Origin of the sequence: Fulvimarina endophytica (genome assembly GCF_003403015.1) — a bacterium.
GTDB lineage: Bacteria > Pseudomonadota > Alphaproteobacteria > Rhizobiales > Rhizobiaceae > Fulvimarina > Fulvimarina endophytica.
In genome coordinates, this window is record NZ_QURL01000003.1 from 639877 (window position 1) to 654935 (window position 15059).

Consider the following 15059-nt stretch of genomic DNA (forward strand, 5'->3'; position numbering starts at 1 on the left):
GTCAGATCCGTCCGGCGCGGGTGAGGAAGCCTTCCGCGGACAGTTCGCCCACGGCCCGGGTGCCTTCGGCCTCGGTGCCGTTCTTCCCGATGAACAGCATGGTGGGCGGGCCGACGACCGAGAGCTGCTTCATCAGCAGATCGTGCCCGGGCGTGACGCTCGTGAGGTCGACCTTCATCAGATCGACATCCGCCAGCCGCTCGCGGACGGCGGGGTCCTCGAAGATCTCGCGCTCGATGATGTCGCAGGACACGCACCAGTCGGCGGTGAAGTAGAGAAGCCGGGAGCGATCGACGTCGGAGATGCGCTGGGCGAGATCCGCGGGGCCGCCGATCGTAGTGAACTCGAGCGGCGCCTGACCTCCGGCGACGACGCGCCCGCCGGTCAGCGGCTCGAGCGGGCGGAACGGATCCTTCGCACCGGCTGCTGCGCCGACGAGGAGCGTTCCGCCGAGAACCAGGGCGACGAGGCCGGCGAGGCGTGCGGTCGAGACCTTGAGCGAGGTCGCTGTCTCGCCACCCGCGACCGCGCCGAGGGCGATCGCGAGAGACAGGCCGAGAAGACCCCACAGGCCGACCGCGATCCAGGGCTCGACGATCCGCGAGACCATCCAGACCGAAAGAGCGAGGAAGACGAAGCCGAAGACGATGTTGACGGCCTTCATCCATGGGCCCGCCTTCGGCATGATCCGGCTTCCAAACGTTCCGAAGGCGATCAGCGGCACGCCCTGGCCGAGGCCGAGCGCAAACAGACTCGCTGCGCCGAGTGCCACGTCGCCGGTCTGGCCGATATAGAGGAGGGCGCCGGCGAGAGGCGCGGTCACGCATGGGCCGACGATCAGCGCGGAGAGGAAGCCGAGCCCGGCCGTGGAGGCGAGACCGCCCCGGCCGTTCGGCATGATGCGGTTCACGCCGTTCACCCAGCCATCCGGGAGCTTCAGCGCGAAGGCGCCGAACATGGCCAGCGCGAGGAGGAGGAACAGCGCCGAGACGAGGCCGACCGCGAGCGGAGACTGGAGGGCGATCTGGAGGTTCTGGCCCGACCAGGCCGCTGCGACGCCGAGAAGCCCGAAGGCGACCGCCATGGAAAGGACATAGGCGGAGGAATGAAGCGCGCCCCTGACGGCGCTGCGCTCGGCCCCGACACGGCCGAGCTGGCCGGCAAGGATCGGATACATCGGAAAGACGCAAGGCGTGAAGGCGAGGCCGAGACCGAGAAGGAAGAAGGCGCCGATCGCAAACGGCGCGCCGCCCTGCGAGACGAGCCCCGCGACGAGGCCGCCGGCGGATGCATCCGTCACGATGCCGGTGCTGCCGCCCTGGGGCGCTCGGCTCACCTCCTCCGGCAGGTTGCTGACGACGCTTGGCGGTTCTGCGGGCCGGGCCGTGACCGGGGCATCCTGCGCGAAGGACCAGCCGGATGCGGAGGACGAGCGTGTATCCTCCTGCGACAACTCGCGGCCGAGCAAGGCCATAGGGTCGCCGGGGGAGGACGCCGTCTCCCCGAATGCGACCGGGCCGGCGGCAAGGGCCATGGGATCGAAGCTCTTCGTCTCGGGCGCATAGCAGATGCCGTCGTCCTGACAGCCCTGATAGGTCACCGAGAGCGTCGCGCCGTCACCCAGACGTTCGAGGACGCTCGGTGCGATCGATGCGCTGGCGGCCCCGTGATAGATCTCCATGCGCCCGAAATATGGATCGTCCTTCGGCTCGCCTTCAGGCGTTTCGAGCGGCAGCGACGCGCCGTCGGCGGTCTTCAGTTCGATCCGGTCGCGGTAGAGGTAGTAGCCCTCGGCGATTGCCCAATCGAGATCGACCGCGCCCGCCGGGCCCTGTTCGGCGGACAGCGCGAAGGCCTTGTCCACATGCAGGGGCACGTTCGGTTGCGCCAAGGCCGGCGCGGCTGTGAGGACGAACCCTGCAATGACGACGCCGATCGACTGTACGAGACCCCTCATGGATGCGCGCTCTTCCTTGTTCGACTTGCCGGATCGAACCTCACCCTTCAGCTTAAGACAGCCTTAAACGAAGTGGCCCGGGCGCATCACGGGCGGGACGTGGTGTCTTGCCGGTCCCGAACGAGGGGGCGAGGCACGCAAGGCGGGATCGTTCCGCTCGGCCCCGGAACGGTCAGCGGGGGGCTCGGGTGCTGTCTCGCACGAGGAGTTCGACCGGCAGGATCGTCTCGGGGGCGCAGGGCTCCTGCCTGACGAGGGCGATCAGCGTCTCGGCGGCCTTCCGGCCGATCCGGTGCCGGTGCTGGCGGATGGTGGTGAGGGGCGGCAGGGCATAGGCCGACATCTCGATATTGTCGAAGCCAACGACGGAGATATCGTGCGGCACCCGGATGCCCGCGCCGGCCAGTCCGTGGACGAGGCCGATCGCCATCTCGTCGCTGTCGCAGAACACCGCCGTCGCCTGCCGATGGTTCGAGAGGAGATCCGCCGCGGCCGCATTGCCGGATCTGAGGGAGAATTCGCCGCTGAGGCGCAGTTCTGCGGCCTCCGATGCGATCCCTGTCTCCTCGAAGCCTCTTTCGACGCCCTTCCGGCGGGAGATCGAAAGCGAGTTGCCGGCGGGACCCGCGAGATGGGCGATGTAGCGATGGCCGAGTTCGGCAAGGTGCCGGACGGCGAGCCGTCCCCCCTCGACATTGTCGGCGAGGATACGCGGCGCATCGAGGCCCGCGATCCACTCGCAAGCCTGCACCACGGGCGGGCAATGGACGGAGGCGAAGAGCTCCGGGCCGAGGCGCCCGTCGAGAACGATCACCCCGTCGGCATGGGAGCGCGTGAGCCAGGCACCGAGCGCCTCGGGCCGGCCGGTCAGAACCGGGCCGTCGGTATCGAGGACTAGGAGGTTGAGCTTCCTCTCGCTCAAGACCTCGGCAATGCCGGAGAGGATCTGCGAGAAGAACGGATTGGCAAGGCGCGGAACCAGAGCGAGGACGGCGCCGACCTGACGCTGGCGCAGGTTGCGCGCCGTCACGTTCAGCCGGTAGCCGGTTTCGACGATCGCCCGCTCCACCGCCTCGCGCGCAGCCTTCGAGACGATGGCCGGGTTGGACATGACACGGCTGACGGTCGCGACCGAAACGCCGGCCAGAGCGGCGACGTCGTGAATGCGAGGCTCGTGTCTGTCCTTCGTCAAAACCACCCTGCCGGCCAAGCTGCGCTGGCTCACGCCTATAGCGCGGAACCGGCGTTGTTATCCTTTTCAGTTTGTGTCAGCCTCTAAATGAAACCGATTACATTCACGAATAGTGTGGCAGGAGGACCTATGAAGACGCTGGAAGCCCCCGGGCTCTTCCTTGCCCGGTTCGTTGGCGCGGCATCGCCATTCGATCGATTCGACACCATCGCCGCCTGGGCCGCAGGGTGTGGCTGCCGTGCCGTTCAGGTGCCCTCGGGCGCGGCCGGGCTGATGGATCGCGACCGGGCGGCGACCTCGAAGGGCTGTTGCGGGTATCGTTCCAGCCGGGCGGGCGAGGCGGACGCTTCCATCCGTGGATCGTCGGCGCATATGCAAGGCAAGCTCGGCGCGGTCCATCCGGCCCGTGACGCGGCCTGCGGCGATGTCGCCGGGGCCGGCCGCGATCAGGCGGCCAATCGGGCGATGCTCGGACTGGAGGGCTGAGGCATGGACAGGCACGTTCCCATTCGTCTCGGAATGGTCGGCGGCGGTGCCGGCGCGATGATCGGCGAGGTCCACCGCATCGCCTCGCGGCTCGACGGGCATTACGAGCTCGTCGCCGGCGCGCTCTCTTCGTCGCCGGAAAAGGCCACCGAAAGCGCGGCGGCGATCGGTCTCGACCCGGCGCGAAGCTATGCCGATTTCGAGGCCATGGCCGAGGCGGAAGCCTCGCTCGAGGACGGCATCGAGGCGGTGTCGATCTGCACGCCGAACCACATGCATTTTCCGGTCGCCAAGGCCTTCCTGGCCCGCGGCATCCACGTGATCTGCGACAAGCCCATGACGGCGACGCTCGGTGAGGCCGAAGCGCTCGCGGAGATCGCCGGCAAGGCCGACGCCCTCTTCGTCCTCACCCACAATTACTCCGCCTATCCCGAGATCCGCCGGGCCCGCGCGATGGTCGCCGCCGGCGATCTCGGCTCGATCAGGCTCGTTCAGGTGGAATATGCCCAGGACTGGCTCACCGAGGCGGTGGAATCCAAGCAGGCCGCATGGCGCAGCGATCCCGAAAAGGCCGGTGCCGGTGGGGCGATCGGCGATATCGGCACCCATGCCTTCCAGCTGGCAGCGACCGTCACCGGCATGGTGCCGAACCGGCTCGCCGCCGATCTGTCGAGCTTCGTGCCCGGCCGCAGGCTGGACGACAACGCCCATATCCTGATGCGCTACGAGAGCGGCGCGAAGGGCATGCTCTGGGCCTCGCAGGTCGCGCCCGGCACCGAGAACGGGCTGAAGATCCGGGTCTATGGCGAGAAGGCCGGCCTCGAATGGCATCACGAGGCGCCGGAAACCCTCTGGTTCACGCCTTTCGGCGAGCCGGCGCGCAAATTGCGCCGGGGCGGACCGGGGGCGAGCCCCGGAGGAGCGGGCACGGATCTCGAACGCCTCAGCCGCGTTCCGCCCGGCCATCCGGAAGGCTATCTCGAGGGCTTTGCCAATCTCTACACGGAGGCGGCCCGGGCCATCCGCGCCCGTCAGGCGGGCGAGCCGACCCCTGAAGGTCTTCTCCTTCCCGGCATCGAGGACGGGCTCATGGGCCTGCGCTTCATCGACGCCTGCATCCGCTCCGCCACGGCCGACGCGGCTTTCGTGGAGATCGCCCCGTAAGCGATCCGGCACCGGCATGAAGGAACGGCCGGGCGAGCCGCGCCGGCCGCTGTCCCCTCCGCCCGATCCGGCGTTCGGCGGGCGGCAGCGCCCGAGGGGCGCTGTTCTCAGGCGGGATGGACCGCGTCCCCTTGCGCGTCGAAGAGATGCAGCGCCTCGCGCCGGGCCGTCAGGGCGATCTCGTCGTCGCGCCTCACCGGAACGCTGCCGGGGATCTTGGCGACCAGCGGCTCCTCGCCGACGCCGATATCGACATAGAGAAGGGTGACCTCGCCGAGGCGCTCGACCAGCGAGACCTTGCCGCGAAAATCCCCGGTGCCGTCCTGCGACAGGGACAGGTCTTCCGGGCGCACGCCGAGATAGCCCGTGCCGCCCGCTGCCACCCGGCGCGGGGCGGCAAGCGTGAGGGGCGCGAGACCCTCGACCCGCGCGCTCGCCCGCTCGCCGTCCGGCTCGATCCTCGCGGGCAGGATGTTCATCGCCGGCGAGCCGATGAAGCGGGCGACGAAGAGATTGTCGGGGCGCTCGTAGAGATCGATGGGCGAGCCGACCTGTTCCACGCGCCCCTTGTTGAGGACGACGATCCGGTCGGCCAGCGTCATCGCCTCGACCTGGTCGTGGGTGACGTAGATCATCGTCGTGTCCGACATCTTCTCATGGAGGCCGGCGATCTCGATCCGGGTCTGGACGCGCAGCGCGGCATCGAGGTTCGACAGGGGCTCGTCGAAGAGGAAGACCTTGGGCTTGCGGGTGATCGCCCGGCCGATCGCCACGCGCTGGCGCTGGCCGCCGGACAGCGCCTTGGGGAGGCGATCGAGATAGTCCTCGATCTGGAGGATGCGCGCCGCCTCGCGGATACGCGCCTCGCGCTCGTCTTTGCCCGTCCCTTTGTCGAGCTTCAGGCCGAAGGCCATGTTCTCGTAGACCGTCATATGCGGGTAGAGCGCATAGGACTGGAACACCATGGCGATGCCGCGTTCCTTCGGGCTCTTGTCGTTAACCGTCCTGCCGTCGATCTCCAGCGTGCCGCCGGTGATGTCCTCCAGCCCCGCGATGAGGCGCAGAAGGGTCGATTTCCCGCAGCCGGACGGCCCGACGAAGACGATGAACTCCCCCTCCTCGATCTGAAGATCGATGCCGTGCAGGACCTTGACCGCCCCGAAGGCCTTCTCGACCTTGGTGAGCTTGACGCTGGCCATTGTGAACTTCCTCCCGTCGATCTTTCGTTTCGTCGTTATCGGGTGATGCGGGCGATGAAGCCGTCATGGGCGGCGAGCCGGATCGTGTCGCCGTCGAGCCGGCCCCCGAAGAGGCCAGGCGCGGCGCCCGCGACGCTCATTCCCTCGGGCAGTTCGAAACGGGCCGGCTCCTCGCCGAGATTGAAGACGCAGAGGGTCGCCTCGCCGTCCGCCTCGCGCAGCATTGCGAGGATCGAAGGCTCGGCATCGAGGAAGGTCAGCCGGCCCTTGACGAGGGAGGGTGACGCTTTGCGGTAGGCGATGAGCCGGCGATAGAAGGCAAGGAGCGAGTCCGGATCCTCCTCGGCGGACGAGACGGCGAGCGCGAGATGCTCGTCCGGGATGGGCAGCCAGGGCTCGGCATCGGAAAAGCCGCCATTGCGGTCGTCGCCGGTCCAGACCATGGGCGTGCGGCAGCCGTCGCGGGTCTTCACCTCGGGCCAGAGCGCGATGCCGGAGGGATCGACCATCCGGTCGCGGGGGATCTCGGCTTCGCCGAGCCCCAGTTCCTCGCCCTGATAGAGGCAGACCGAGCCGCGCAGGCTCATCAGGACGCCGGCGGCGAGCTTCAGGATGGTGTCTCGTTCGCCAGGCCCCTCGCGTCCCTCGGCCCAGCGCGTCGCGTGGCGCACCACGTCGTGGTTCGAGAAGGCCCAGCACGCCCAGCCGTCCGGCCCGGCGGTCTCGAAGCGCTGGACGACGTTGCGGATCGTCCGAGGCGCGAGAATGCCGCCCGACAGGAATTCGAAGGCGTAGCACATCTGCAGCTTGTCGCCGCCGGAGGTGTATTCGCCCATGAGTTCGATGCCGGTGCTGCGCTCGCCGACCTCGCCGACGGCGACGGCGCCGTATTCGTCGAGAACGCTTCGCATCTCCTTCAGGAAGGCGAGATTGTCGGGCCGGTTCCGGTCGTGGACGTGGTGCTGGAAATTGTAGGCGTCCGAGCGCGGGGCGTAGATCTCCGAGCGCATGGCCTCGGGAAGCGGCGGATTGTCCCTCAGTTCGGCGTCGTGGAAATAGAAGTTCGCCGTATCGAGCCGGAAGCCGTCGACGCCCCGTTCCAGCCAGAAGCGCATCTCGCTAAGAAGCGCCGCGCGCACATCCGGATTGTGGAAGTTGAGATCCGGCTGCTCGATCAGGAAGTTGTGGAGATAGTATTGCCGGCGGCGCGAATTCCAGCGCCAGGCCGGCCCTGAAAACACCGACAGCCAGTTGTTGGGCGGGGTGCCGTCCTCCTTCGGATCGGCCCAGACATACCAGTCGGCCTTCGGGTTGTCGCGGCTCTGCCGGCTTTCCTCGAACCACGGATGCCGGTCGGAGGAATGGGAGATCACCTGATCGATGATCACCTTCAGGCCGAGGTCGTGGGCGCGCTCGACGAGCGCGTCGAAATCGGCGAGCGTGCCGAAGATCGGGTCGACGTCCCGGTAGTTCGCGACGTCGTAGCCGAAATCCTTCATCGGCGAGGTGAAGAAGGGCGAGAGCCAGACCGCATCGACCCCGAGCGAGGCGACGTGGTCGAGGCGCCGGGTGATGCCGGGAAGATCGCCGACGCCGTTCCCGGTCGTATCCTGGAAGGAGCGCGGATAGATCTGGTAGATCACTGCGCCGCGCCACCAGTCCGGGTCGCGCAAGAGTTGGCCTGTCGCCGAGAGCTGGGGATGTTGAGCTTGATCAAGCACGGTTTGCTTCGACCTTTTTAAGAGTGAGAAACGGGGGTCAGCCCTTCACGCCGCCCGCCGTCAGGCCGGACACGATCTTGCGCTGGAAGACGAGGACGAGAACGATGAGCGGCACGGTGACGATGACCGAGGCCGCCATGATCGTGCCCCAGGGAATCTCCTGCTCGGAGGCGCCCGACAGAAGCGCGATCGCGACCGGCACGGTGCGGGTGTCGTTGTTGGACACGAAGGTCAGGGCGAACAGGAACTCGTTCCAGGCCGCGATGAAGGCGAGGAGGCCGGTCGTCACCATGGCCGGCCACATCAGCGGCAGGAAGATCTTCGTCACGATGACGAAGGGTGAGGCGCCGTCGACGATCGCCGCTTCCTCGATCTCCACCGGCAGGTCGCGCATGAAGGTGGTCAGCACCCAGACCGTGAAGGGCAGGGTGAAGATCATGTAGGCGAAGATCAGCGAGAAGAGCGAATTGTAGAGCCCGACCGAGCGGATCATCTCGAAGAGGCCGGCGAGGACGGCGATCTGCGGAAACATCGAGACCGCGAGGATCGTCAGGAGAAGCAGGCCTCTGCCCCTGAAGCTGATGCGCGACAGGGCGTAGGCGGCCGTCACGGCGAGGAACAGCGAGATGACGACCACCGTCACCGCGACGATTACGGAATTGAGGATGTTGAGCGGAAAGACGCCGTTGGTGAGGACATCGCGATAATTGGCGAGGGAGAACTCGGTCGGCAGGTAGTTTACGTCGAACAGCGCCGTTCCGGATTCCAGGCTCGTCAGGATCGCGTAGTAGAACGGGAACACCGAGAAGACGAGGATGAAGGCGACGAGGGCATAGAAGCCCGTGCGTTTTGCGATGGCGACCATCTCAGCGTCCCCTCCCGCCCAGATCGAGCCTGGCGATCTTGATGTAAAGCAGCGTGATCATCGCGATCACCAGGAACAGGAAGGTCGAGGCCGCCGAGCCGTAGGCGAACTTGTCGAACTGGAAGAGGTTTTCCTGGGCGAAGACCGACATGGTCTTGGTGTCGGTGTTGTTCGGCGTCAGCACGTAGATGAGATCGAAGATCCTGAGGGCGTCGAGGGCGCGGAAGATCACCGCGACGAGGATGGCCGGCCGGATCAGCGGTAGCGTCACCTTCCAGAACACCTTGACCGGATGGATGCCGTCGATCTTGGCGGCCTCGTAGACGTCCCCCGGCACCATCTGCAGGCCGGCGAGGATCAGGAGCGCCATGAAGGGCGTCGTCTTCCAGACGTCGACCATGATGACGGCCCACATGGCGGTCTCGGGATTGGCGGTCCATGCGACGGGCGAGGAGATGAGCCCCACCGTCATCAGCATGTCGTTGAGGATGCCGAACTGGTCGTTCATCATCCAGGCCCACATCTTGGCCGAGACGATGGTCGGAATCGCCCAGGGGATGAGGACGGCGGCCCGCACGATGGAGCGGCCCCGGAATTCGGCATTGAGGACGAGAGCGAAGACGAGGCCGAGCACGGTCTCGATCGAAACCGAGATCACGGTGTAGTAGACCGTGTTCCAGACCGCGTTCCACCACTGGTCGTCGAAGAAGAGGCCGAAATATTCGCCCTCTCCGTCGCCGTAGTCGACATATTCCCAATAGTTGCGGATGCCGATCCATTCGGCGCCGTCGATATCGGTGAGGCTCGCATCGGTGAAGGAATAGTAGATGGTCTGGATCAGCGGCCAGCCGGCGACGAGCGCGAGGACGAGGATCATCGGCGTCAGGAACAGCCAGGCCGATCTCAGCCTCTCGCGCGAGAGGTTCGAGCGGGTCGCGGGTCGCTCCTGCGCTTCGATCGCTTTCTCGGTGGGCGGTGCGCCCATGGACAGGTTCGACATGTGGTTCTCCCGAACACCTCGCCGTTGTCACGCCGCAGGAGGAAGCCTCGCGCCTTCCGGCGCGCCCGGCCCCTCCGGCCCGCATTCCGCCGGACGGCGCGAGGGTCGCGCGCCGTCCGCATGCTGCGCGTCGGCGCCCGTTACCAGCCGCTGCGCTTCAGGCGGCGGAGGCGCTTTTCGAGCTGGTCGAGATTGTCCGCCGCGGTGCCACGGCCCGAAAGGGTCTCGTTGACGGTGGTCCAGAACTCCTTGGAGACCTCGTTATACTGTCCCTTCGTCGCGGCCGACGGACGCGGAATGGCGGTCTCGATTACCGTGTCCCATTCGGCGACGATCGGCTGGGCCTTCGCGATCTCCGGGTCGTCGTAGAGGCTGGCGATGGTGGGAAGACGCGCGGTCATGAGCGCGCGCTCCTTCTGGGACTGTTCGGACGAGAGGAACTTCACGAGCTCGATCGCCGCGTCCTGGTTTTCGGAAAACTGCGAGACCGCGAGGTTCCAGCCGCCGAGGCAGGCGGCGGACTGGCCGCCATCGGCGCCGGCCGGCAGCGGCGCGACGTCGAACTTGCCCTTGACAGCAGAGTCCTCGCCATTGCCGAGCGGATAGGCATAGGGCCAGTTGCGCATGAAGACGGCATTGCCGGTCTGCCAAACGCCGCGCGCCTCCTCCTCCTTGTAGGAGAGGACGCCGGCCGGCGCGATGGTGCCGACCCATCCCTTCGCCTGGTCGAGCGCCGCCGCCGCCTTCTCGTTGTTGATGGTGATCTCGCCGTTCTCGTCGACGATGGTGCCGCCGCCATGGGAGGCGACCCATTCGAGCCCGTCGCAGGTGAGCCCCTCATAGGGCGCGCCCTGGAAGACGAAACCGTTCATCTGGCTGTTGCCGGCCTTGCGCTCGGCGTCCTGGATCTCCTGGGCGGTTGCCTGAAGCTCCTCCCAGGTCTGGGGCACCGCCTTGCCGTATTTCTCCAGAAGATCGGTGCGGTAGTAGAGCGCCGGGGCGTCCGTATACATGGGGAAGGCGACGAGCTTGCCGTCGACGGTTTGCGACTGGATCACCGAGGGCAGATGCTCGCCGACCCGGTCCGCCATCGCCTCGGTAAGATCGACGAGGTTCGCGGCGAGCTGCGGCGCCCAGATCACGTCGGTGCGGTAGACATCGATATCGGCGTTCTGCGCGGCGAGCCACAGCCGGTACTGGCCGAACTGGTCGGTGGAGGAGGCGGGCATCTCGACGATGTTCACCGTGTGCCCCGTCTCCTCCGTGAACTTGGAGAGCTGCTGGCGCATCTCCGCCACGTCCTGGCCGATCGAGCCGAGCGCGATGGACAGTTCGGCCGAAAGGGCCGGCTGGGCGGCCAGAGCGGTGCTGAGACCGAGGCCGAGTGCGAGTGCGGCTGGACGCATGATGTCGTTTCCTCCCGATGTGATGCCGGCTGGAGCGCTCCTCCGCCGAGGCCGGCTTTCTTCATTCCGTCTTGTCTTGTCTTGTCTCGTTCCGTCTCGTCGAAACGCGCCTCCCCCCATGCGGTCGAGGGCGTCTGCGTGCCCCTTGCGAACTCCCGGTGAGAAGGCATTGAGCGCCCGTCGCCGCAAATTCAATCTCAAGGTAGCGTGATGCACGTCCTGGGCGGCGCCTCAGGGACGCCATCTGAATGCGTCACGACGCCTGCCGGTGGACCTCGCCGCGACCATCCGGGGCGCCGTCCGCGCCGAGGCCTGTCTCGACGAACCGCCTTTCGGCATCGGAGACGAAGCAGAGATCGAGGATCTTCTGGGTTTCGGCGGCATGGCGGAACGTCGGCTCGCCGCTGATGCCCGACCGGATGGCGTCCGCGAAGCGCTGCTCGTTGCGGGGCGTGGGGTCGCAGGCCACCCGCTCCCAGGTCGCCGTCTCGATATGGGCGCCCAGACAGGTCTCGAGAGTGGAATCGAACTGGTTGGCCCAGACCCGCAAGGCGCCGCGATCGCCGTAGATGGTGAGGTGCAGGTCGTTGAGATTGCCCGTCGCATAGCGCGACATGTGGACGACGCCGAGCGCGCCATTGGCAAGCTCCACCGTCATCGCGACGGAATCGTTGACGTCGAACCGGTAGGCCCCGATCGCGCCGCCCTCGGCCTTGTCGAAGGTCTTCATCCGCGCCTGGAGGGCGGAGATATCGAGCCCCGATCCGAAGGTCACGAAGTCGAGGAGGTGAATGCCGATATCGCCGAGAACGCCCTTCGAGCCGTGCGAGCCCGAAAGCCGCCAGAGCCAGCGCTCCTCGGTCCGCCAGTCGCCCCAGTGCTTGCCGGTGAGCCAGCTCTGGAGATAGTTCGCGTCGACGTGACGGACCGCGCCGATCTCGCCCGCCTCCACCATCTGCCGCGCGCGCTGGATGGCATGGGCGTTGCGATAGGTGAGGTTGACCATGGCGACGACGCCGGCCGCTTCCGCCGCCTCCGTCATCGCCATCGCGTCCTCATGGGTCGGCGCGAGGGGTTTTTCGCAGAAGACGTGCTTTCCGGCGGCGAGAAGGTCGAGGGTCGTCGCCTTGTGGACGGCGTCGGGCGTCGAATTGACGGCCGCGTCGAATTCGCCCCAGGCGATCGCCTCGCCAAGGCTCGCAAAGCTCTTCGCGATGCCATGGGTCTGCGCGAAGGCTTGCGCCCGCTCGCCATTGGTGTCGACCGCCGCGACGATCTCGATGCTGTCGATCTCGCCGAACTTTTCGGCATGGCGCGCGGCGATGCCGCCCGTGCCGAGAATGATGAGGCGGTCCTTCTGCGGGGCGCGAGCGCTCATCGGTAGCCCGCCTCGCCGGCCTTGTGGAGCGCCGCGCCCTTCGGCTCCAGCTTTTCCGGCGCCTTGTCGTAGGGAATGTTCGGCGCCTCAGAGACGTCCTTCCAGGGCTTTGCCGGGTTGTAGGCCCAGCGCACCGCGTTTCGCAGCACCTGGGCGACGCTCTCGTCCTTGTAGATCGGATAGGTCTCGTGGCCTGGGGCGAAATAGAAGATGCGCCCTGCGCCGCGTTGATAAGTGAGCCCCGAGCGGAACACCTCGCCGCCCTCGTACCAGGAGACGAAGAGAGTCTCCATCGGCTCGGGGACGAGGAAGGGCTCGCCGTACATTTCGGAGTGCGGAAGCTCGATCGCAGGACCGATACCCTGCGTGATCGGATGGGAGGGGTTGATCACCCAGAGCCGCTCGCGCTCGCCCGCCTCGCGCCAGCGCAGCGAGCAGGGGGTTCCCATCATCCGCTTGAAGATCTTCGAGAAGTGGCCGGAATGCAGGACGATCAGCCCCATGCCTTCGGCAACGCGCTGCTGAATGCGGTCGACCACCGCATCGGACACCTCGCCATGGGCCTTGTGCCCCCACCAGACGAGAACATCGGTTTCGTCGAGGCGCGACTGCGCAAGGCCGTGCTCGTCGTCCTGAAGGGTCGCCGTCGAGGCCTCGATCGCCTCGTCGGCGCTCAGGGCCCGCGCGATCTCGTTGTGGATGCCGTCCGGATAGATGTCACGAACGACGGCGTTGTTCTGTTCGTGGATGAACTCGTTCCAGACGACGGTGCGGATCGTCATTGCAGCGCTCCTCCTTGCGGCCGGCTGTGGCCGACCTTTCTCCCATTCCCATCGTGCAACGTGAATTTCGGTTTGTCAAAGCGCTTTGAGAAATTTTCTAAGCGCTTTGATTGACGTAATGGTGAGGGCGGTGCGATCTTCGCGCGAAATGTTCGCCTGGGTGGACGAGAAAGCGGGGAGCGGGAGGGCCGATGGGGCTGAAGGAGATCGCGGGCGAACTCGGCCTGTCCCTGACCACGGTGAGCCGCGCGCTGAACGGTTATCCGGAGGTCGGCATCGAGACGCGTCGGCGCGTCCTGTCGGCGGCCGAGCGCCTCAATTATCGCCCGAACGCCGTCGCCCGCCGGCTTGCGACCGGCCGCGCCAATGCGGTCGGCGTCGTCTCTCCGCTTTCGCGCAGGACGCTCGAAAGCCCGATCGTCATGGATTTCCTGACCGGCGTTTCGGAGAAGCTCGCCGAGGACGGCCTCAACCTCGTCTTCACGCAGGTTCAGGAGGGGCACGAGCGCGAGGGATGCGAAAGCCTCATCGCCAGCGGAACGGTCGACGGGCTGATCCTCTTCTCGCCGCTTCTGGAGGACGAGCGGACCGCGTCACTCGCGGAGCTCGACTTTCCGATCGTCGCCCATGGCCGCCCGCTCCATGGGATCTCCGTGCCTTCGCTCTCGATCGACAATTACGAGGCCTTCCGGCAGGCCGCCGGGCATCTTCTGGCGCGGGGCCACCGGCGGATCGGGCTTCTCAACGGCGACGAGCGCCAGTCCTATGCGATGGATCGCCTCGAGGGCGTGAAGGCGGCGCTGGCGGATGCGGGGGAGGGCGAACTGGTTCTGGCCGCCGCCGGCGAGATGAGCTTCGAGCGCGGCCGGGACGCGGTGGCGCAGATGCTCGACCGGCAGGGCGTGGGCGCCGTATCAAAAGAAGTGTCGGGAGCGGAGGCGCCGCCGACAGCGCTCCTCTGTTCCTCCATCCTGCTTGCGCTGGGCGCCGGCCGGGCCCTGCGCGAGCGCGGACTGGAGATCCCGAGGGACGTGTCGATCATCGCCCATGACGATCAGGTGGCCGCCCTGCCGCCGATCCTCGCATGGCCGGCGCTGACGACGACGACCTCCTCGATCCGCGCGGCCGGACGGCGCGTCGCCGAACTTCTGGACGCCCGGATCCGGGGCGAGATCGCGGCCGATCATTCGGAGGTCTGGAAGGCCGATCTGGTCGAGCGCGAATCGGTGCGGGTCCTCGGTCGCTGATCGGCCGCCACGACCGGGGGCGCCCGATCCAGCTTACGGCAGGAAAAGTCCTCGTGCCGCTTTCGGCAGGGCCGAGGCCGGCATTCGCGCCGGTATCCGGTCGCTCGTGCGCCTCTATGACGCCTCCGGCCGCCCGGTGAGCGGCCGGAAGGCTCCTCATCATCCGACGATGGTCGCTTCGGTGGCGGCGCGCAGCTCGTCCTCGGAGACGCCGTCGGCGAGTTCGACGATCTTCAGGCCGCCCTCCACCACGTCGAGGACGCCGAGATTGGTGATGACCCGGTCGACGACGCCCTTGCCCGTCAGCGGCAGGGTGCATTCGCGCAGGATCTTCGATTCGCCCGCCTTGTTCGTGTGGTCCATGACCACGATCACCTTGCCGACGCCCGCGACGAGGTCCATCGCCCCGCCCATGCCCTTCACGAGCTTGCCGGGGATCATCCAGTTGGCGAGATCGCCCTCCTCGGAGACCTCCATCGCACCCAGGATCGCCGCCGCGATCTTGCCGCCGCGGATCATGCCGAAGCTCGTCGCGCTGTCGAAATAGGAGGTGCGTGCAAGCTCGGTGATGGTCTGCTTGCCGGCATTGATCAGGTCGGGATCCTCCTCGCCCTCGAAGGGGAAGGGGCCCATGCCCAGCATGCCGTTCTCTGACTGGAGCG

Annotated in this window: 13 protein-coding genes; 3 read left to right on the forward strand and 10 right to left on the reverse strand. The window is 66.9% G+C overall.

The genetic code is table 11. The features are described 5' to 3' along the window. Position 1: 1 nt before the first annotated feature. Entirely contained in the window at positions 2 to 1957 is a 1956-nt protein-coding gene (gene dsbD, locus DYI37_RS09430; protein ID WP_116682922.1) for a protein-disulfide reductase DsbD, read from the reverse strand. 172 nt (positions 1958 to 2129) lie between these two features. After that, complete coding sequence (locus tag DYI37_RS09435; RefSeq protein WP_245413847.1) at positions 2130 to 3182, reverse strand: LacI family DNA-binding transcriptional regulator; 1053 nt, start codon at positions 3180 to 3182, stop codon at positions 2130 to 2132. Between the two features lie 96 nt (positions 3183 to 3278). Between DYI37_RS09435 and DYI37_RS09440 the strand changes: the two genes are divergently transcribed. Continuing rightward, positions 3279 to 3635 (forward strand): hypothetical protein, encoded by a 357-nt coding sequence (locus DYI37_RS09440; protein WP_116682923.1) that lies wholly within the window; start codon positions 3279 to 3281, stop codon positions 3633 to 3635. A gap of 3 nt (positions 3636 to 3638) precedes the next feature. After that, positions 3639 to 4799 (forward strand): Gfo/Idh/MocA family protein, encoded by a 1161-nt coding sequence (locus tag DYI37_RS09445; RefSeq protein WP_245413848.1) that lies wholly within the window; start codon positions 3639 to 3641, stop codon positions 4797 to 4799. Positions 4800 to 4906: 107 nt separating this feature from the next. Here DYI37_RS09445 and DYI37_RS09450 read toward each other — a convergent pair whose 3' ends face one another. The 7 genes from DYI37_RS09450 to DYI37_RS09480 all read right to left on the reverse strand — a co-directional run bounded on the left by DYI37_RS09450 (position 4907) and on the right by DYI37_RS09480 (position 13150). After that, the gene (locus DYI37_RS09450) at positions 4907 to 5998 is read right to left on the reverse strand and encodes an ABC transporter ATP-binding protein (protein ID WP_116682925.1); all 1092 of its coding nucleotides are present in this window, start codon (positions 5996 to 5998) and stop codon (positions 4907 to 4909) included. A gap of 35 nt (positions 5999 to 6033) precedes the next feature. Continuing rightward, a complete protein-coding gene (locus tag DYI37_RS09455) occupies positions 6034 to 7719 on the reverse strand; it encodes an alpha-glucosidase family protein (RefSeq protein WP_116682926.1) in 1686 nt (561 codons plus the stop codon). 37 nt (positions 7720 to 7756) lie between these two features. After that, positions 7757 to 8584: a carbohydrate ABC transporter permease gene (locus tag DYI37_RS09460; protein ID WP_116682927.1), complete on the reverse strand. Its 828-nt coding sequence runs from the start codon at positions 8582 to 8584 to the stop codon at positions 7757 to 7759. Between the two features lies 1 nt (position 8585). After that, positions 8586 to 9584 (reverse strand): carbohydrate ABC transporter permease, encoded by a 999-nt coding sequence (locus tag DYI37_RS09465; protein ID WP_116682928.1) that lies wholly within the window; start codon positions 9582 to 9584, stop codon positions 8586 to 8588. A gap of 140 nt (positions 9585 to 9724) precedes the next feature. Next, on the reverse strand, positions 9725 to 10990 hold the full coding sequence (locus DYI37_RS09470) for an ABC transporter substrate-binding protein (RefSeq protein ID WP_116682929.1): 1266 nt from the start codon (positions 10988 to 10990) through the stop codon (positions 9725 to 9727). Positions 10991 to 11243: 253 nt separating this feature from the next. Then, a complete protein-coding gene (locus tag DYI37_RS09475) occupies positions 11244 to 12368 on the reverse strand; it encodes a Gfo/Idh/MocA family protein (RefSeq protein ID WP_116682930.1) in 1125 nt (374 codons plus the stop codon). Further along, on the reverse strand, positions 12365 to 13150 hold the full coding sequence (locus tag DYI37_RS09480) for a ThuA domain-containing protein (protein WP_116682931.1): 786 nt from the start codon (positions 13148 to 13150) through the stop codon (positions 12365 to 12367). The genes DYI37_RS09475 and DYI37_RS09480 overlap by 4 nt, the downstream gene beginning before the upstream one ends. A gap of 191 nt (positions 13151 to 13341) precedes the next feature. Here DYI37_RS09480 and DYI37_RS09485 point away from each other — a divergent pair, with 191 nt between their 5' ends. Further along, entirely contained in the window at positions 13342 to 14397 is a 1056-nt protein-coding gene (locus DYI37_RS09485; protein WP_116682932.1) for a LacI family DNA-binding transcriptional regulator, read from the forward strand. Between the two features lie 159 nt (positions 14398 to 14556). On the opposite strand, the gene DYI37_RS09490 is transcribed toward DYI37_RS09485, so the two are convergent. Next, on the reverse strand, positions 14557 to 15059 hold a 503-nt coding region (locus tag DYI37_RS09490), incomplete at its 5' end, for a 3-oxoacid CoA-transferase subunit B (RefSeq protein WP_116683016.1).

Bases quoted from the DNA above. Each gene is read 5' to 3' on its own strand.
- dsbD (WP_116682922.1), bottom strand. From the start codon at position 1,957: ATGAGGGGTCTCGTACAGTCGATCGGCGTCGTCATTGCAGGGTTCGTC.
- DYI37_RS09440 (WP_116682923.1), top strand. From the start codon at position 3,279: ATGAAGACGCTGGAAGCCCCCGGGCTCTTCCTTGCCCGGTTCGTTGGC.
- DYI37_RS09445 (WP_245413848.1), top strand. From the start codon at position 3,639: ATGGACAGGCACGTTCCCATTCGTCTCGGAATGGTCGGCGGCGGTGCC.
- DYI37_RS09450 (WP_116682925.1), bottom strand. From the start codon at position 5,998: ATGGCCAGCGTCAAGCTCACCAAGGTCGAGAAGGCCTTCGGGGCGGTC.
- DYI37_RS09460 (WP_116682927.1), bottom strand. From the start codon at position 8,584: ATGGTCGCCATCGCAAAACGCACGGGCTTCTATGCCCTCGTCGCCTTC.
- DYI37_RS09465 (WP_116682928.1), bottom strand. From the start codon at position 9,584: ATGTCGAACCTGTCCATGGGCGCACCGCCCACCGAGAAAGCGATCGAA.
- DYI37_RS09470 (WP_116682929.1), bottom strand. From the start codon at position 10,990: ATGCGTCCAGCCGCACTCGCACTCGGCCTCGGTCTCAGCACCGCTCTG.
- DYI37_RS09475 (WP_116682930.1), bottom strand. From the start codon at position 12,368: ATGAGCGCTCGCGCCCCGCAGAAGGACCGCCTCATCATTCTCGGCACG.
- DYI37_RS09480 (WP_116682931.1), bottom strand. From the start codon at position 13,150: ATGACGATCCGCACCGTCGTCTGGAACGAGTTCATCCACGAACAGAAC.
- DYI37_RS09485 (WP_116682932.1), top strand. From the start codon at position 13,342: ATGGGGCTGAAGGAGATCGCGGGCGAACTCGGCCTGTCCCTGACCACG.